Source organism: Ruegeria sp. H9, assembly GCF_056532915.1.
On the sequence record NZ_JBQFNX010000002.1, the window covers coordinates 179,772 to 197,748 of the forward strand.

A 17,977-nucleotide genomic window follows, 5' to 3' on the forward strand; every position below is an offset into this window, starting at 1 on the left:
GCGTCGGGAGGGGAAATGGCCAGCAAGCTCATATTGTGTGATTGCGAGGGGACGCAGTCCCTGAACGCAGATGGTATTTCTGCAGCCTGCGATACGGAGTGCTCGAAGGTGCATACCGCCCTTTGTACGCGCCAGATTCAAACTGCCGCCGAGTTGATGACGGGCGATGAGCAGGTGGTGTTTGCCTGCGCTCAGGAAAGTGCAGTTTTTAGCGAGCTTGCCGAGGAACTGGGTGTTGAAGCGCCCGGATTTGTCGATCTGCGCGACCGAGCTGGCTGGTCCGAACAGGGGACCGATGCAACCCCCAAAATGGCAGCGCTCGCGGCTGAGGCATCACTGCCGCAGCCAGTGACCCCAAGTTTCGATGTCATCAGTGAAGGAACCTGCTGTATTGTCGGGCCCGGAGAGGTTGTCTTTCCGTTGGCCGAACAGCTGTCCGCTGTGTTGGCCGTGACTGTGCTTTTGGTTGACGATGCAGAACCGCTAAGCCGCAACTATGACGTTGCGCGCGCACGAATACGCAGACTGACCGGCGCGCTGGGCGGATTTGTTTGGCATCTGGATCAGGTGCAGCAACTAGATCCCGGCGGACGCGGAGAATTTGGTTGGAGCACACCCCGTGACGGTGCAACGTCGCGTTGCGACATTGTTGTTGATCTGACCGGAGCAACACCTTTGGTTAATGCCCCCGAAAAGCGCGAGGGGTACTTGCGCGCTGATCCTCGCGATGCGGTGGCCGTCGCGCGTCTTGCTTTTGAAGCGGTGCAACTGGTCGGGACTTTTGAAAAACCTCTCTATGTCCGATTGGATGAGACGCTTTGCGCCCATTCGCGAGCGGAACAAACGGGGTGTTCAAACTGTCTGGACGTCTGCCCGACCGGTGCGATCACACCGGCTGGCGATCATGTAGCCACTGATCCGATGATTTGCGCTGGGTGCGGTGCGTGTTCGGCGTTGTGCCCGTCGACTGCTATCACATATGAAGATCCTCCGGTCTCGGCGGTATTGTCGCGGATGCACATACTGGCCCGGACCTTCCGGCGCGCGGGCGGCGTTGCACCGCGACTACTGGTGCACGACGCCCAAGGGGCGCAGATGATCCGGATGGCGGCCCGGTTTGGACGGGGACTGCCAGCGGATGTCATTCCGCTGGAGCTGAATGTGGTTTCGGGCTTTGGACATGCCGAGATGCTCGCAGCGCTGGCGCATGGCTTTGCGCGCGCCGATATCCTGATTAGCCCCAAGACCGAACGGGACGCGCTTGATCGTGAATTAGAGCTGGCTCGGGCTATCGCAGTGCAAGACGCGCTGAGTCTGATCGATGAAACCGACCCGGATGCGCTGGCAGATCTGCTTTATGCGCAAGATGTTCCGCAGCCATTGATTGATCCGGTGCTTCCACTGGGTAATCGTCGTCAAATAGCGCGTCTGGCGGCGCAAGCTTTGAACCCGGAGGTCGAGGTGCCGCTGGCTCTGCCCGAGGGCGCACCTTATGGCGCGATTGCAGTAAATACCGACACCTGTACATTGTGCCTGAGTTGCGTGTCCCTTTGCCCATCGGGGGCGCTGATCGATAACCCGGACAAGCCGCAGTTGAATTTCCAGCAGGACGCCTGCCTGCAATGCGGGATTTGCCGAACGATCTGCCCAGAACAGGCGATCACACTAGTGCCCCAGCTTGATCTGAGCGACCAAGCGCTGTCACAACAGGTGCTGAATGAAGAGGAACCCTTTGAATGCGTCGAATGCGGCGCAGCGTTTGGCGTTAAATCAACGGTTGAGCGGATCATGGAAAAGTTGTCGGGCACACATCCGATGTTCGCGACCTCGGATCAGGCGCGGATGATCCAGATGTGCGACAATTGCCGGGTGAACGCCCAGTTCCATAGCGCTGACAATCCATTTCAATCCGCCCCCAGGCCACGGGTTGTCACAACGGATGATTACCTTTCAAAGCGCAAGGATCACTGAAGTTGCAGTGGCGCGCCCAGATCGGCGGCGCGCATGGCGGTCACGAAAGCCAGAATTGCTTCGAGGTCATCCAGGCTCATCTCGACCGGATGGATCGGCGAGGGACGCTCGGGCGGGAAAGGTTCGGTGACGCCCTCGATCTGCGTGAAAGCTGGGTGTGGGTTCAGGGCAAAGAACGCCTGAAACCGTTCCGACCAGTCGGGCATTGCGCGCAGCACTGCGAAAGACGGGGTCGAACCCAGCCCGTTCATCCGATTCTTTGGGCCAATTACGTGGCACCGGCCACAATGGGTCATCGACAGATCTTCGCCAAGCAGCGCGTTTCCGTCGACCACGACCTCTTTGGTAACAGTGGCAGTTTCGAAACGTGCGCTAAAGGGCGTGCCCTCGTCGGGGATGAAGTTTTCAACCGTCCGTCTGCCAATGTCGGAAAGTAGCCATTCACGAAACCTTACCTGCTTGGCGCTGTCGTCGATTCGTAGATGATAGACCACCCCGTCACGGGCAAAGACCGGATCGCCGGGCGAACTCGGGGCCAGTGACATGACGCCGCTTTCATCCGCAACAACACGTATTCCGGTCTTGAGAGAAAAGCGCGGAAGAATATGTTGCAAAAGACCTGAGTTTGTCACCTCATCCGGGGCGGCAAGGCCCAATGCCTCTTGCGACCAAGAGGGGGTGGCGGTGAGCGTCAGGCTCAGGCACAACAGGACAAAGCGCATGGTTAAGCCTAACGGTGGCTGACCCGATGCGTCAAATGTACAAAATGAGACGGAGACACATGCAATGAGCGGCGACTATATTCTGTCGATACGCAAGGCGCCCAGCGCGGGGCGGATCAAGGGGAAGACGGCATGAGCATCCGTGATGCAGTTCTAGCAAACTTGAAGAAGATTACCGATCCGGTTTCTGGTCAGGATATTGTGAGCGCGGGTATCGTGCGTGCATTGAATGTTGAAGGCGATACCGTTCGGTTTGTGCTGGAGATCGATCCCAAACAGGCCGAGAAGATGGAGCCCGTACGAGCCACAGCCGAACAGGCGGCGCAGATGGTTGATGGTGTTTCCAAGGTCTCGGCAATGTTGACCGCGCATTCGGACAAGGCGCCGCCTGATTTGAAGCCCAAGCCCAAGCCCTCACAAACCGGACCGCAGGCCGTTCCCGGTGTGGACCGGATCATCGCGGTTGCGTCGGGCAAGGGTGGCGTGGGCAAGTCCACCGTGTCGGCCAACCTTGCCTGCGCGCTGGCAGCTGAAGGCCGTCGCGTAGGCCTGTTGGACGCAGACGTATATGGCCCTTCACAACCCCGGATGCTGGGCGTGTCGGGGCGACCGGCCAGCCCAGATGGCAAGACGATCCTACCGCTGCGCAATCACGGTGTCACCATGATGTCGATGGGGTTAATGACCAACGAAGGGCAGGCGGTTGTCTGGCGTGGCCCCATGCTGATGGGCGCCTTGCAGCAGATGATGAGTCAGGTGCAATGGGGCGCATTGGATGTGTTGATCGTTGATCTGCCCCCCGGAACCGGCGATGTGCAACTGACGCTGAGCCAAAAGTTTCAGGTGGATGGAGCCATTGTCGTCTCAACCCCACAGGATGTTGCTTTGATCGACGCCCGCAAGGGGATCGATATGTTCAACCAGCTCAAGACGCCCATTGTTGGGATGATCGAAAATATGTCGACGCATATTTGCTCGAATTGCGGACACGAAGAACATGTCTTTGGCCATGGCGGTGTTGCCTCAGAAGCCGAGGCGCTGGGCGTGCCATTGCTAGGGGAAATTCCGCTGCATCTGGATATCCGAGTTGCCGCCGACGGGGGTGCCCCCATCGTTGTCAGCAAACCTGACAGCCCGCAAGCCGAAGCCTTCCGCAAGATCGCCCGCGACATGATTGCCAAGGGCAAAGCGTGACCCAGCCGGTCTTTCCCCCATTACTCAAAGGGCAACCTGCCAAGGCCGGCGAAGACCCGTTCGAGCGGGCCCAGGCCATGGCAGCGCTGGGCTGTGACGCGGGAACTGTGGTCCACAATATTCAGGCGGATCGTCTGCGCGTTGCGATAGTATTCGCGCCCGAGGTTCCGTTGCGGGATGCTATGGCGATGCTGCCGCTTTGTGCTGTCGGGTTCCAGAATGCGCTGGGCGCGCTGGCCCCACCCGAGGTCGCGGTGCACTTGGGTTGGGATGGGCTGATCTGTGTAAACGGTGCAAAATGTGGGACAATAAAAGTTGCAGCGTCGTCTGCCGAGGTGGATGAGGTTCCCGATTGGCTGATCGTTGGTTGGGAACTGGCCTTGCTTCAAACCAGCGATGCACCAGGGGAAACACCGGATGTTACCTCGCTCTATGATGAAGGATGCGCCGAGGTTTCTGCGACGCAGTTGGTCGAGAGCTGGTCGCGTCACATGTTGACCTGGTTGAACCGCTGGAACGAGGACGGTAATGCGCCGCTTCATGCTGAGTGGATGGGGCTGCTGCGCGGTGTCGGAGAACCTATTGGAGAAGGGGGTGTCTTTCTGGGCACCGATGAGCGCTTCGGTATGCTGATCCGTGACGGCGCGGACACACATATACGCCCGCTGACAGAATTATTGGAGATCGCCAGATGAAACTCGCCCGTGCTATCCATTTTGATGAAAGCGATATGAACGTGTTTCATTCACCCGCAAGAACCGGTGAATGGTGCATTTCGGGCGGATTCGAGTTTTCGAACTGGAGTGAGGCTGATCTGGAAGGCAAGGCGCGTCAGGCCTTTGCCAATGGATGGCTGGGGCTTGAAACCTTCGGGCGCGTTACATTTGTTGCCGTCACGCAAGTCGAGCAGGCCGAGATTGACCAGATCACGCAATATCTGGCCGAGCATTTCGTGCAATTCTACGGCGCGCCTTCGGTTGAAGCCGCGTTAGAAGTGGCGCAGGCCGAAGTCTCACATATGTCCGAGCTGTGCGAAGATCATGCCCCGAACACATTGCTGACCGTCGCCCGAGAGCTGACGGGGGCAGGGGTGCACGAGGCATTCCGAGTGATCACCCCGCAAGAGACGCAACTTGAAGCGTTGGCCGTCCACGGCTCGCTGGACGATTAGATCAGATCGGCGAAGCCGCCGAATTGTCCGCGCTTGAAGATCAGCCCCTGACCTGGGCGATGCATGACCTGTTCAACATGACCAACAAGGATCAGGTGGTCACCTGCCTCATGACGGGCCGACAGGCGGCAATCGAAGCGGGCGAGGCATTCCGCAAGTCGGGGGCGCCCCGCGTCATCCTCCTGCCAATCCGCATGAGAAAAATCGAACCCGTTGCGCGCGAATTGCAATGCTTGGTCGTGCTGGTCCTGCGCCATAACGTGGATCGCGTAGTGTTCGCAGTTGTGGAACGCGTCGTACCGGTTCGAATCCCGATCAAGACACCACAGGACCAGCGGCGGGTCCAGCGATACAGACGCAAATGAGTTCACCGTTATTGCTGCGGGGCCCTCGGAGGTATTTGTGGTCACAACGGTGACGCCGGTGCCGAAACAGCCCAGGGCCTCGCGAAAGGCAAGGCTTTGCTCGGGGCTGGGAATGAAAGTTTTTTCCATCATCGCGCGCTCGTACATGGGCCTGTCTCAGGTGCCACGCGACGCCGGGATTGTCCACGGAAAGCTGCGGTGATTTTAGGAATTTCTGGTCAGTTCAGGTCTTCAAGCAACCGTCCGTGTTTGCGAGTCTCGGTGATGACGTCGCCAAAGGTCACCAAATTACGGGCCGTAAGCATCGGCAGCATCCGAACCAACACTTCGGCGGTCGCCACGGCATCACCCAAGGCCGTGTGACGCAAGGCTTCCGGGATGGTTATGCCTAACCGCTCGCAGACCGCGTCCAGCGTATGCGTTTCGCTTGCCCCGAACAGCACCGCCGACAGCAGGACCGTGTCCAGAATGGGGTGGCTCCATTCCACCCCCATACGCTCGGCATGGCGGCGCAGGAAAGCCATGTCGAATGGTGCATTGTGGGCAACAATGACGGCATCCCGGGCAAATTGGTGAAAGCTGCGACCGGCCTCGGCAATATCAGGCGCACCCTGAACCATCCGGTCGCTAACCTTATGCACTTTGGTTGAAGCTGGGGGGATCGGGATGCCGGGATCGACCAGGGTATCAAGCCGTTCGCCTTCGACGATCTTACCCTTTACGACGCGCACCGCACCGATCTGTACGATCTCATCCTTATGCGGGAGCAGGCCCGTGGTTTCGGTGTCAAAGACTACGAAGCAGAGGTCCAACAGGGGTCTATCTTCAAACGCGTCGTCACCGGGTGTGTCGAGAAGTTCGAAATCGTAAACCAGCGGGCGGGCCGCGTCGGGTTCGATTTGCGCGGCACTGTCATCGAAGACCAGCATGTAACCGGGGGCATCGCCCAATGGTTTCATACGGGCAGAATACGATTGCCGCCCATCGACACTGGTTAGTGTGCAATGGACGTCTTTCCCGGTTTTGATCAGCTTCGCGTAGGAATCCGTCAGACCGGTCGCTTCGAGGTAGTCAAAAAGCGAGGCGTTTAGCCGAGGATGTGCGATCTGTGCCAGAACCTCAGCCGCCTGCGCGTCATATAGAACGATCTGATGCTTCGGTCCGGCTAAAAGCATTGCAACCGGAATCTCGGTCAGCAGCGCCGTTAGACGTTGTTTTTCCGAGGCCAGATGGGCTGTTTCCGCGGCCACGGCCTCAGCCGTGGTCATGGCGTTGGCAGCCAGTTGTTCGGCCAGTCCAGCGGCGGCGGGGGCCAGATCGCCCAAATAGCGCGCCGCCTGAAGGTCCAGATCCGTGCTGACCCCGGCGTGTGCGCGCGCCCGGAGTTGGGCCGAGAGCCGCTCGATCGGTTTTGCAACGTTATCATCAAAAAGAAGCCAGACTCCGGCAACTAGCGCCAACATTCCAAAAGCGATCAGTATCTCTGCGAAGATGAACGCATCCATAAGGGCGGGATCACTTGCCCTCTGATAACCGACCCACAAAGCCAGGGTGCTGATGATCAGCCCTCCTGCCGCAAGTAATAGGAAGAACAGGAACACCCTCAGGCGCAGGCTCAGATGGTTCAACATAGTCAGACCCCGCAGGTTGCCTCGATTACCGGATCTTCAGCGTCGATCTTGATCCAGCTGGCGTTCAGCAAACGTCCGTCATCGGCGAATTCGGCCCCGTCTGCCAGGTTGGCGCGGCTGTTTTCGGCGCAGTTTACAGCGACCGGCATCTTCGAGACCGGTGCCCAGCGACCAAAAAAGTAAAGATCGACCAGACGCTCGTCCGGCAAATTGGCATTGGTGCGTACCGATGTGGCGTCGATCGCAGCAAAGCGGTCGACAAAGGGCACGGCATACGTCCAAGGGCGATAAAAGGCGCGGCTTTCCACCTCCTGCACGATGGTGAGGCTGTCGGGCAGTTGGTCGCGCGTACGGTCATACCAAGAATACTCGCTGGTAATCGTCATACCGATCATCCCCGCACCTGCCGCAACCGGCGCGGCCCATTTGGGCAAGCGGCCCCCGGTCAGCTTGTTCACCACCATCACGACACCCGCAAAGGCAAAGCCTGCAAAAATCGTGCCGATCAGTTCCAGAAACATGTGATTTCTCCGTTCATTTCCAGTTTCTTAACCCAGCATTCCTTTGCCATGGCCAACCGCTGATTGCATGGTTTTTACCACGACAAAGGCATCGCGGAGATGACTTCGCTCAAAGTCCGACAATTCAGCGGGTGGCAGGTAATTGTCCGGTGCATCCCCGGATTTGACCAGACGCACTTGATGTTCCAATCGGGTCTCAGCGATCAGGTCATATGCGTCCAGTAAATCGCGTGCGCCAGACGCGCTGAGCACACCCGCAGCCTCGGCGGCGCTAAGACGGGCGCGGGTGTTCGCTTCGGTTAATTGTCCCTGCAGGCTGTAGATGCGTGCCAGATCCACGACAGGCACCACGCCATTATGCTTGAGGTCGAGCGTATTGCGATGCTCACCCGAACGTATGGTGGCGAATCCACGCAGCAGGCCCAGAGGAGGCGTGTGTTTCAGTGAGTTCGAAATCATATGCGCGACAAAGATCGAATTCGCATTGGCTGCCGCCAGCGTATCGGCCTGCAGGTCGGTGAACAGATCGAAGGACCCTCCGATGGGCCGCAGGTCAAACATCACCGAGGCCAGCATTTGCGCCTCAGGGTTGGGTTTGGCGATCCAGCCATTGAAATACTCGCGCCAGACACGCACGGGCTGGCACCAGCGAGGGTTGGTCGCCATCATGTCACCGGGGCAATAGAAATAACCGCAGGTATCCAGCCCGTCTGAGACGAATTTGGCCAGCGCAGCGAAGTAGGCCATATCACCGACCGCCACACTGTCATCTAGCATCAGGCAATTGTCCTGATCAGAAACTCCGGTCTGTTCCTGCCGTCCTTGCGAGCCGCAAGCAAGCCACAAGTAGGGCACTGGCGGCGCACCCAGTTCAGCCTCAGCCAGTGCCAGCAACCGCCGCGTCGCAGTGTCTGCGATGTCGGTGATCAGCCGTGTAACGATCTCGTGCCGGTTGCCACCCGCGACGAGTTGGACCAGCAGTTGTGGTATCTCAGCGGTGACTTGAGCCATCTCTTGCGGGCTGTCGGCGCGGGCAATTCGTCCTACCAACTCGGCAGAATTGACCGCCTGATAGCGGGTGAGGTCGGTTTGGGTTACGATTCCGACCAGCTTACCGGCCTCGGAAATTGGAATATGACCGATGCCACGTTCCATCATCACGTGTAATACGTCCGAGCCGATATCTGTCGGGGCAAGAATGATTGGATCGGCGGTCATGATCGCCGAAACCGCGGTGTCAGCGGGCATCGCCTCGGCGACGTATTTGCCGGAAATATCGCGGAGGGTTGCGATACCCAACAATCTGTCCCCTTCGGTCACGCAAAGCGATGAGATATGGCGGTCGCGCATGATCTGCGCAGCGTTTTGAACCGGAGTATCGGGCGGGCAGGTGGCAGGGTCACGAGCCATCAGCACGTCAATTGCACTGGTAGCCAAGCTTTGCGGTCCGCTCCGCCCACCGCGTGAACGGTTAAAGAACTTGGACACCACGTCGTGACCTTCGATCAGGTTTTTCACAAGGTCTGGCGGCAACACGATCAACACTGACGGCGTGTGCGCGCGCGCATGTGTGGCGGCCTTGCCGTCCTTCAGCAATCCGCGCTCACCAAAAGAATTGCGCAATCCCAGATGCGAAACGACAGCGCCGTTCTCATCGGTAATTTCTACCTGTCCTTCATAGATCACAAAGACGCCGGGCAGAGCGTTGCCCAACTGGTAAATGCTGCCATCGGCATCGACTTCGCGCACTTCGATCTGCTTGGCCAGATCGTCCAAAGCATCATGGGGCAACGAGTCATAGGGGTGTACAGACTTCAGAAACCGGGTGATTTCGTCATGGGACAGGGGCATTTACGCTCTCCGGAGTTCCGAATAAAAATCCCGCCCGGTGGTGTGCCGGGCGGGAACAGTAAGTCGAAAGATGCGATCGAAGACAAGAGCCGCCGACCGCATCACACTCAGTGATCCTGAGCTGCGCCCGCACCACGGGGAATGCGAATGCTTTCGACCATATCTTTGATCTCCTGCGGAGTCTCTTTGGTCATACCGGCAACGACGTAGGCGACGCCGAAGTTGATCATCGCACCGATGGCGCCGAACGAGGTCGACTTGATCGGACCCAGAAGCGGATCAGCATCGGTGAACGAGTTGGTGCCCGGAATGAACAGCCAGCCCTTATGCAGGAAGATGTAGACCAGGGTTACGGTCAGACCAGCCAGCATACCTGCAACCGCGCCGGTGTTGTTGATGCGGGTCGAGAAGATCCCCATCATCAGCGCCGGGAAGATCGAGGCTGCTGCCAGACCGAAGGCCAAGGCCACGGTTTGTGCCGCAAAGCCCGGAGGGTTGAGACCCAGATAGGTTGCAACGACGATGGCTACAGCCATTGCAATCCGTGCTGCCAGAAGTTCACCCTTTTCAGAGATCGACGGGTTGATTGCACCTTTGACAAGGTCATGGGACACAGCCGACGAGATCGCCAGCAGCAGGCCCGCAGCGGTTGACAGAGCAGCCGCAAGACCACCAGCAGCGACCAGACCAATCACCCAACCTGGCAAGTTGGCAATCTCAGGATTGGCCAGAACCAGGATGTCGCGGTTGAACTTGGTCAGCTCGTTACCGACCCAGCCTTTTTCTTCGGCGATTGCAGTCATCGCCTCGGATTTGTCGTTGTAGTACTGGATCTTGCCGTCGCCGTTCTTGTCTTCCCAATCCAGCAGACCGGTTTTCTGCCAAGTGGCCATCCAGTCGTAACGCGGATCATTGTCGATTTCCTCAACCGAAACAGCGCCACCTTCGATGCCACCATTGGGCCACATCATGTCGGTGATGTTCAGGCGCGCCATTGCACCAACAGCAGGAGCCGTCAGGTACAGCAGAGCGATGAAGACCAGCGCCCAGCCCGCCGACCAACGTGCGTCAGACACTTTGGGAACGGTGAAGAAGCGCATGATGACGTGCGGCAGACCCGCAGTACCGATCATCAGCGACAGGGTGAACAGCACCATGTTCAGCGTATTCGAGTGGTGGGCCGTGTAGTCGTTAAAGCCCAGCTCGGTCACGATGGCGTCCAGCTTGGTCAGCAGGGGTTCACCGCTGGCGGTGTCACCAAACAGACCCAGCGCCGGAACAGGCGTGCCGGTCAGCTGCAGCGAGATAAAGATGGCCGGGATGGTATAAGCGGTGATCAGCACGCAGTACTGAGCGACCTGAGTGTAGGTCACGCCCTTCATCCCACCAAACACTGCGTAGGCAAACACAACGCCGGCGCCGATCAGCAGACCTGTAGTGTTGGACACTTCGAGGAAGCGACCAAAGGCCACGCCAACACCGGTCATCTGACCGATCACGTAGGTCACCGACGCAACGATCAGACAGATCACAGCAACGATACGTGCGGTCTGGCTGTAGAAACGGTCGCCGATGAATTCCGACACGGTGAACTTGCCGAACTTACGCAGGTAGGGCGCAAGCAGCAGAGCCAGCAGCACGTAGCCACCGGTCCAACCCATCAGGAAGGTCGAGTTGTCATAGCCGGTAAAGGCAATCAGGCCCGCCATCGAGATGAACGAGGCCGCAGACATCCAGTCCGCTGCTGTCGCCATACCGTTGGTGACCGGGTGAACGCCGCGACCGGCGGCATAGAATTCCGATGTGGAACCCGCACGAGCCCAGATCGCGATGCCGATGTAAAGCGCAAAAGACGCGCCCACAAACAGCAGGTTGATGGTAAACTGATCCATGCCGATTACTCCTCGTCCACGCCGTGCTCAGCGTCGAGCTTGTTCATGCGCCAGGCGTAGTTGAAGATCAGCACCAGAAAGACCAGGATCGATCCTTGCTGAGCGAACCAAAAGCCCAGATCTGTACCGCCAACGGCGATGCCGGACAGCAGCGGACGCAGCAGAATGCCGAATCCAAACGACACCAGCGCCCAAATCGCGAGGCTGATGTAGATGAGGCGCAGGTTGGCCTGCCAATAGCCCTTGTCGGCTTCAGCAGTCTGCGCGGAGTTTGTTGAATGATCCGCCATCGCGGGTTCCTCCTTCGCTTCCCTCATTGGCGGCCCATTGCCCAACTCCTCCAGTGCGGTGGGCCGCTTCTCGGTTGTGCCAAACGCCCCGTGACGTCAGGCATAACTTCTCTGGTCCGCCAGGGCGGGTCCATTGAAGTATTCTGATTTAGGATCAAAGCCCTAGGGCTTATCTCCTCCCCTTATTTCATGACCTCGCCGACAATCCCTTGAAGGTCTTGCGCGATGTCGTCGATCTGACCCATGGCATCGATGCCTTTCAGCACACCTTGGGCTTGATAGTAGTCAATCAGCGGTGCGGTCTGCGCGTGATAGGCCGCCAGACGCGACGCGACCGTCTCGGCATTGTCGTCGGCGCGGCGTTTGAATTCTGTGTGTCCGCACTTGTCGCATTTGCCGTCTTCGACGGGCTGCTTGTACGTGTCGTGATAGCCCTCACCGCATCCAGCGCAGGTGTAGCGACCCGAAATCCGCGTCACCATCTCGGCGTCTTCAACTTCAAGGCTGATGGCCGCGTTGATCTTCTGATCTGAAGACGCGAGCAGACCATCAAGAGCCTCGGCCTGGACTGTGGTCCGGGGGAAACCATCTAGTATGACGCCCTTGGCGCAGTCCGGTTCTGCCATGCGGTCGCGCAGGATCGCGATGACGATGCCGTCGCTGACAAGATCGCCTGCCTCCATAACCGCTTTGGCAGCATTACCAGCCTCGGTACCTGCGGCGACCGCGTCACGCAGCAGATCACCGGTGCTGAGTTGTACAAGCCCGAACTTCTCTTCAAGCATACGAGCCTGCGTACCCTTCCCGGCGCCCGGAGGGCCGAGAAGGATCAGAACAGCGGGGGATATGGTCGTGGCAGCGTCCATCACATCCTCACTTGTTTGCCCGGTTTTCGATCAGGTCTTCGACCACTGACGGATCGGCCAGGGTCGACGTATCGCCAAGCGAACCAAAGTCGTTCTCGGCAATCTTGCGCAGAATTCGGCGCATGATCTTGCCCGAGCGAGTCTTGGGCAGGCCGGGGGCCCACTGGATCACATCAGGCGAGGCAATCGGGCCGATCTCGGTCCGGACCCAGGTGCGCAGCTCTTTCAGCAACTCATCCGACGGCTCGCGGTCATTCATCAAAGTGACATAGCAATAGATGCCTTGCCCTTTGATTTCATGGGGGTAACCAACCACAGCGGCCTCGGCGACGGCGGCATGGGCGACCAGCGCGCTTTCCACCTCGGCCGTGCCCATCCGGTGGCCGGAGACGTTGATTACATCATCGACGCGGCCAGTGATCCAGTAATCGCCATCCTCATCGCGACGGCAGCCATCGCCGGTGAAGTAGTAGCCTTTGTAGTCCGAGAAATAGGTCTTCTCGAACCGCTCATGATCGCCCCAGACGGTGCGCATCTGACCGGGCCAGCTGTCTTTGATGCACAGAACACCCTCAACGCCATTTCCCTCGATCTCAACACCGGATTGCGGGTCCAGAACCACCGGCTGGATGCCGAAGAACGGTTTCATCGCCGAGCCGGGCTTCATCGCATGCGCACCGGGCAGGGGGGTCATCAGGTGACCGCCGGTTTCGGTCTGCCACCAGGTGTCAACAATCGGGCATTTACCTTTGCCAACAACTTCATTGTACCAGTTCCAGGCTTCCGGGTTGATCGGCTCGCCGACTGTGCCCAGCGTCCGGAGATCGCTCAGGTCGCATTTCTCGACGAACTCGGTACCCTGACCCATCAGAGCGCGAATTGCCGTCGGAGCGGTGTAGAACTGGTTCACCTTGTGCTTTTCGCACACCTGCCAGAAGCGTGATGCATCCGGATAGGTCGGCACGCCTTCGAACATCAGTGTGGTCGCTCCGTTGGCCAGCGGGCCATAGACGATATAGCTGTGGCCGGTGACCCAGCCGACATCGGCGGTGCACCAGTAAACGTCGCCTTCATGGTAGTCGAATGTGATCTCATGCGTCATCGCGGCATAGACCAGATAACCGCCGGTCGTATGGACGACACCTTTGGGCTGACCGGTCGAACCGGAAGTATAGAGAATGAACAGCGGATCTTCGGCATTCATCTCGGCGGGTGCGCAATAGTCATCCGCTTCAAGCGCCATTTCGTTGTAATCATAGTCGCGGCCATCAATCCAAGTGGTCTGCCCACCGGTGCGTTTGACCACCAGACATCTCACGCTGTCTTTGCAGTGCAGCAGGGCCGCGTCTGCGTTGGACTTCAGCGGAGTCTTTCGGCCACCACGTGGTGCCTCATCGGCAGTGATGACGACCTTGGCATCACATCCGTTGACTCGGGCTGCCAACGCATCGGGTGAAAACCCAGCAAATACAATCGAATGGATTGCTCCGATCCGTGCACAAGCCAGCATCGCATAGGCTGCTTCAGGGATCATCGGCAGATAGATTACAACGCGGTCACCTTTGCGCACGCCCATCGACTCGAGAATATTGGCCATGCGGCAGGTGCGACGGTGCAGTTCGGCGTAGGTAATGTGCTGAGCTTCGTCGTTTGGATCATCCGGTTCCCAGATGATCGCTGTCTGATCGCCGCGCGTATTCAAATGACGGTCAAGGCAGTTGGCCGAGACGTTTAGCGTGCCGTCCGCATACCAGTTGATACCAACCGAACCAAAATCATAGCTGACGTCTTTGACCTGAGTATAAGGCTTGATCCAGTCAACGCGCTTGCCTTGCTCATCCCAGAATGCTTCGGGGTTGTTGATCGACGCAGCGTACATATCTGCGTATTTGTCGGCGTCGACATGCGCACGGGCGACAGTTTCTGCGGATGGCGGATATGTCTTGGCATCTGCCTGGGCAGCGGTAGTCATCTTTGAGGCTCCTCCCTCTGGACTGGATTACATGGGATCGATTTTGCCAGCCGATCAGGCAATGTCGATCCGGTTCCTCCCCAAGTTGAATAATACGGGGATCAGAAAAGAAATAAATAAATTGCCATAATCCTTGGATTTCTTTGTAAAGAAATTTCATTTCCGGCACTAGCATTGTAAATAATTCTGAAATTGTGCGTAATATACACCTTAAATCAGCAAGATAGCTGTAATGACATAAGTGCTCATTGGCATGTGTCTGGGGCTTTGGCCGATAGCTTCACTTTAATATCGAAGTCTGGTGGCGATAACACCACTTCTCCTCGCAGGGGTTGGCAGCTTCTAGACTTGGCGCTAGCTTCACAATCAAGCATCCCGATAGGGGGCGCAACTAAGGGAGATACCACTATGAAAAAGATGTTGAGCGGTGCGGCTTTTGCCGCCCTGAGTGTGGCGTTTGTCACCGAAGCAGCCGCGACCGAATGGAATGCCTCGGTCTGGGGTAAGCGCCGCGCATTTACCGAGCATGTTGAGAAACTGGCTGAACTGGTGAACGAAAAAACCGGCGGCGATTTCACCATCAATGTTAGCTATGGCGGATTATCGAAGCCCAAGGAAAACCTGGATGGTATCGAGATTGGCGCGTTCGAGATGGCGCAGTTTTGTGCGGGCTATCACCGCGATAAGAACCGCGCGATCACCGTTTTGGAACTGCCCTTCCTTGGCGTAAACACATTGGATGAAGAGGTGGCCGTCAGCCACGCAGTCTATGATCATCCAGCAGTCAAGGACGAGATGGCGCAGTGGAACGCGCGCATCATCATGACTTCACCGATGCCTCAATATAACCTTGTCGGCACCGGTGACCCTCGTGATGAGCTTGCCGAGTTCGACGGTATGCGCGTACGCGCCACTGGCGGTTTGGGGCAAGCATTTGAGGCGGTTGGTGGCGTACCTACGTCCGTGCCCGCGACCGAAGCCTATAATGCGATGGAATCTGGCGTGGTCGATACCGTGGCCTTCGCTCAGCATGCGCATTTGTCATTCGGGACGATCAACGAAGCTGACTGGTGGACGGCCAATCTGAATCCTGGAACGGTAAACTGTCCGGTGGTGGTGAATATCGACGCTTATGAAGCGCTGCCAGCCGAACATCGCGAAGCGCTGGACAGCTCGATTAATGAGGCTATCGATCACTATCTGGCCAACTACGGTGGACTGCTTGAAAAGTGGGATGGCGTGCTGGCAGAGAAAGGCGTTGAAAAGGTCGAGATTGACGATGCCGTGCTTGAGGAGTTTCGCGCCAAAGCCGCTGATCCGATTCGCGCGAAGTGGATCGAAGACATGACCGCCCAGGGTCTGCCTGCGCAGGATCTTTATGATCTTGTGCAATCGACACTGCAACAGCAGCGCGGCGGTAACTGATCGCCACAGCCGGGTGTCATTAGGCACCCGGCATCTCCTTCAATCAAAGGAATGCTGAGATGGCAGGACATGCCACGGTGCTTGAGGATGGCAGTCTTCTAAGCCGGTTGGATCACCGTTTGTTACGTCTAGAGCGTTTTATGGCGTTGATCAGCGGATTCGCGGTTTTCGGGCTGATGGTGCTGGCTGTTGTGTCAGTCAGCGGCCGAAACGCATTAAACGCGCCTTTGCCCGGATATGTTGATTGGATTGAACAGGCGATGCCCTTGATCGCGTTTCTGGGTATCTCGTTTGTGCAACGTGATGGCGGGCACATCCGAATGGATATCGTTATCTCGCGCCTGAAAGGGCGGGCGCTGTGGTTGTTCGAGCTGATCTCGGTTCTGTTGATACTGCTGCTGATGCTGGCGCTGGTTTGGGGTAGTTGGTCCCACTTTGACCGCTCATTTGACTTCGGCGCTCCGATGTGGAGTCGCGACAGCTCGATTGATATCGGGATTCCTATTTGGCCAGCCAAGCTGCTGGCACCCGTTGCTTTTTCGGTGCTGTGCGCCCGGCTAATCTTGCAGGTCTGGGGCTATGGACGCGCCTTCATGCTGGGGCTCGAGGCACCGGTGGCCGTACCGCTGATACAGGATGCCGCCGCACAGGCTGCAGCCGAGGCCGAACAATTCGAAGGACGTAACTGACCCATGGACACGATTGATATCGGCCTTTGGGTCACTGCCGGACTGTTGGTTCTTGTCGTCACTGGCATGCGGGTGGCATTTGCTGCAGGTCTGGCAGGGTTGGTTGGCCTTGTTTGGATATTCTGGGCAAAGTTTGGGTATGATCCCGAGCGGTTTGGTAAGGCACTGACGGTGGCCGTCAAAACGGCTGGCCAGGTGCCACATTCCAAGGTGGCGTCTCATACGCTGAGCCTGATCCCAACATTCATCCTGATCGGCTATCTAGCCTACTACGCTGGCCTGACCCGCGCCTTGTTTGAGGCGGCAAAACGCTGGGTGGCATGGGTGCCTGGCGGGTTGGCCGTTTCAACGATTTTTGCGACCGCCGGTTTCGCCGCCGTATCAGGTGCATCGGTCGCCACATCAGCCGTCTTTGCGCGCATCGCCATCCCTGAAATGCTGGCCGTCGGGTATAATAAACGTTTCGCCGCCGGTGTGGTTGCCGCTGGCGGGACCTTGGCCTCGCTAATCCCCCCATCTGCGATCCTTGTGATTTACGCCATCATTGTCGAGCAGGATGTGGGAAAACTGCTGCTCGCAGGCTTCATCCCCGGTGCGTTTTCGGCGGTGATCTATGGCTTGCTGATCGTCGGTATCGCCGTGATCTTCAAGTCCGTCGGACCGCCGGTCACCGGGTTTACCTGGAAACAACGATTTGCTGCACTTCCGGGCGCACTGCCCATTGTGGCGGTGATCCTCATCATCATCTGCTTTGTCTATAACCCCTTCGGCGACAAGGCTTGGGGCACCCCGACCGAGGGCGGGGCCATCGGGGCCTTCATCGTGTTCTGCTTTGCCCTGATCCACGGCATGCGCTGGCCTGAATTCAAATCGGCCTTGCTTGAAACCGCCAAACTGACCGCCATGATTTTCGCGATTATTTGGGGTGTTTTGATCTACGTGCGCTTTCTTGGTTTCGCAGATCTGCCGGGGGCGTTTTCCGACTGGATCACTTCGCTCGAAATGTCGCCTATGTTGATCCTCATTTGCATCCTGCTGGCCTACGCAGTGCTGGGCATGTTCATGGATGCGATCGGTATGTTGCTTTTGACACTTCCGGTTGTGTATCCCGCCGTTATGGCCCTGAACGGAGGCGAGGCCGTCAGCGCAGCAGACAGCGCCTTTGGTATGTCCGGGCCGATGTGTGCGATCTGGTTTGGTATCTTGGTGGTCAAAATGGCCGAGTTTTGCCTGATCACACCTCCTATTGGTCTAAACTGTTTTGTTGTCGCAGGCGTGAGGCCTGATCTTAGTGTTCAGGATGTCTTCAAAGGGGTAACGCCGTTCTTCATTGCCGATGCTCTGACCATCGCACTGCTGGTGGCCTTTCCAGGGATTGTTCTATACCTGCCATCGCTTGCGGGATAGGAAAAAGCCC

16 protein-coding genes are annotated in these 17,977 nt (G+C 57.8%); 7 read left to right on the plus strand and 9 right to left on the minus strand.

Features of this window, described 5'->3' with window-relative positions; genetic code table 11:
• The first annotated feature begins 15 nt into the window (after positions 1 to 15).
• The gene (locus ACR0CZ_RS09475) at positions 16 to 1,971 is read left to right on the plus strand and encodes a 4Fe-4S binding protein (RefSeq protein WP_170465525.1); all 1,956 of its coding nucleotides are present in this window, start codon (positions 16 to 18) and stop codon (positions 1,969 to 1,971) included.
• Here the strand turns inward: ACR0CZ_RS09475 and ACR0CZ_RS09480 are convergent.
• Positions 1,965 to 2,693 carry a cytochrome c family protein gene (locus ACR0CZ_RS09480; RefSeq protein ID WP_170465457.1) on the minus strand — a complete coding sequence of 243 codons (729 nt, stop codon included), beginning with the start codon at positions 2,691 to 2,693 and terminating at the stop codon, positions 1,965 to 1,967. The two genes, ACR0CZ_RS09475 and ACR0CZ_RS09480, sit on opposite strands and share 7 nt — an antisense overlap.
• A 132-nt stretch (positions 2,694 to 2,825) precedes the next feature.
• Between ACR0CZ_RS09480 and ACR0CZ_RS09485 the strand changes: the two genes are divergently transcribed.
• The 3 genes from ACR0CZ_RS09485 to ACR0CZ_RS09495 are packed head-to-tail and all read left to right on the plus strand — an operon-like array spanning position 2,826 to position 5,058.
• Positions 2,826 to 3,887, plus strand: a complete 1,062-nt coding sequence (locus ACR0CZ_RS09485; protein WP_170393356.1) for an Mrp/NBP35 family ATP-binding protein — start codon at positions 2,826 to 2,828, stop codon at positions 3,885 to 3,887.
• Positions 3,884 to 4,582, plus strand: a complete 699-nt coding sequence (locus ACR0CZ_RS09490) for a biotin/lipoate--protein ligase family protein (RefSeq protein WP_170393355.1) — start codon at positions 3,884 to 3,886, stop codon at positions 4,580 to 4,582. The genes ACR0CZ_RS09485 and ACR0CZ_RS09490 overlap by 4 nt, the downstream gene beginning before the upstream one ends.
• Positions 4,579 to 5,058, plus strand: a complete 480-nt coding sequence (locus ACR0CZ_RS09495) for a DUF6505 family protein (RefSeq protein ID WP_170393354.1) — start codon at positions 4,579 to 4,581, stop codon at positions 5,056 to 5,058. The genes ACR0CZ_RS09490 and ACR0CZ_RS09495 overlap by 4 nt, the downstream gene beginning before the upstream one ends.
• On the opposite strand, the gene ACR0CZ_RS09500 is transcribed toward ACR0CZ_RS09495, so the two are convergent.
• From ACR0CZ_RS09500 to acs, 8 genes are all read right to left on the minus strand, one after another.
• Positions 5,055 to 5,555, minus strand: a complete 501-nt coding sequence (locus ACR0CZ_RS09500; protein ID WP_170393353.1) for a flavin reductase family protein — start codon at positions 5,553 to 5,555, stop codon at positions 5,055 to 5,057. The genes ACR0CZ_RS09495 and ACR0CZ_RS09500 overlap by 4 nt on opposite strands.
• Positions 5,556 to 5,641: 86 nt before the next feature.
• Complete coding sequence (locus tag ACR0CZ_RS09505; RefSeq protein WP_170393352.1) at positions 5,642 to 7,054, minus strand: 3'-5' exonuclease; 1,413 nt, start codon at positions 7,052 to 7,054, stop codon at positions 5,642 to 5,644.
• A 2-nt stretch (positions 7,055 to 7,056) separates the two neighbouring features.
• Positions 7,057 to 7,575, minus strand: coding sequence for a hypothetical protein (locus ACR0CZ_RS09510; RefSeq protein ID WP_170393351.1), 519 nt, complete (start codon positions 7,573 to 7,575; stop codon positions 7,057 to 7,059).
• A gap of 27 nt (positions 7,576 to 7,602) precedes the next feature.
• Complete coding sequence (locus ACR0CZ_RS09515; protein ID WP_170393350.1) at positions 7,603 to 9,426, minus strand: DUF294 nucleotidyltransferase-like domain-containing protein; 1,824 nt, start codon at positions 9,424 to 9,426, stop codon at positions 7,603 to 7,605.
• 107 nt (positions 9,427 to 9,533) lie between these two features.
• A complete protein-coding gene (locus tag ACR0CZ_RS09520; RefSeq protein WP_170393349.1) occupies positions 9,534 to 11,318 on the minus strand; it encodes a sodium:solute symporter family protein in 1,785 nt (594 codons plus the stop codon).
• A 5-nt stretch (positions 11,319 to 11,323) separates the two neighbouring features.
• Complete coding sequence (locus ACR0CZ_RS09525; protein ID WP_010439512.1) at positions 11,324 to 11,608, minus strand: DUF4212 domain-containing protein; 285 nt, start codon at positions 11,606 to 11,608, stop codon at positions 11,324 to 11,326.
• Positions 11,609 to 11,790: 182 nt separating this feature from the next.
• Positions 11,791 to 12,474, minus strand: coding sequence for an adenylate kinase (locus tag ACR0CZ_RS09530; protein ID WP_170393348.1), 684 nt, complete (start codon positions 12,472 to 12,474; stop codon positions 11,791 to 11,793).
• Between the two features lie 7 nt (positions 12,475 to 12,481).
• Positions 12,482 to 14,446 carry an acetate--CoA ligase gene (gene acs, locus ACR0CZ_RS09535; protein ID WP_170393347.1) on the minus strand — a complete coding sequence of 655 codons (1,965 nt, stop codon included), beginning with the start codon at positions 14,444 to 14,446 and terminating at the stop codon, positions 12,482 to 12,484.
• A gap of 408 nt (positions 14,447 to 14,854) precedes the next feature.
• Between acs and ACR0CZ_RS09540 the strand changes: the two genes are divergently transcribed.
• The 3 genes from ACR0CZ_RS09540 to ACR0CZ_RS09550 are packed head-to-tail and all read left to right on the plus strand — an operon-like array spanning position 14,855 to position 17,967.
• Positions 14,855 to 15,871, plus strand: a complete 1,017-nt coding sequence (locus ACR0CZ_RS09540; protein ID WP_170393346.1) for a C4-dicarboxylate TRAP transporter substrate-binding protein — start codon at positions 14,855 to 14,857, stop codon at positions 15,869 to 15,871.
• Between the two features lie 59 nt (positions 15,872 to 15,930).
• The gene (locus ACR0CZ_RS09545; RefSeq protein ID WP_170393345.1) at positions 15,931 to 16,560 is read left to right on the plus strand and encodes a TRAP transporter small permease subunit; all 630 of its coding nucleotides are present in this window, start codon (positions 15,931 to 15,933) and stop codon (positions 16,558 to 16,560) included.
• 3 nt (positions 16,561 to 16,563) lie between these two features.
• On the plus strand, positions 16,564 to 17,967 hold the full coding sequence (locus ACR0CZ_RS09550; RefSeq protein ID WP_170393344.1) for a TRAP transporter large permease: 1,404 nt from the start codon (positions 16,564 to 16,566) through the stop codon (positions 17,965 to 17,967).
• Positions 17,968 to 17,977 lie beyond the last annotated feature (10 nt).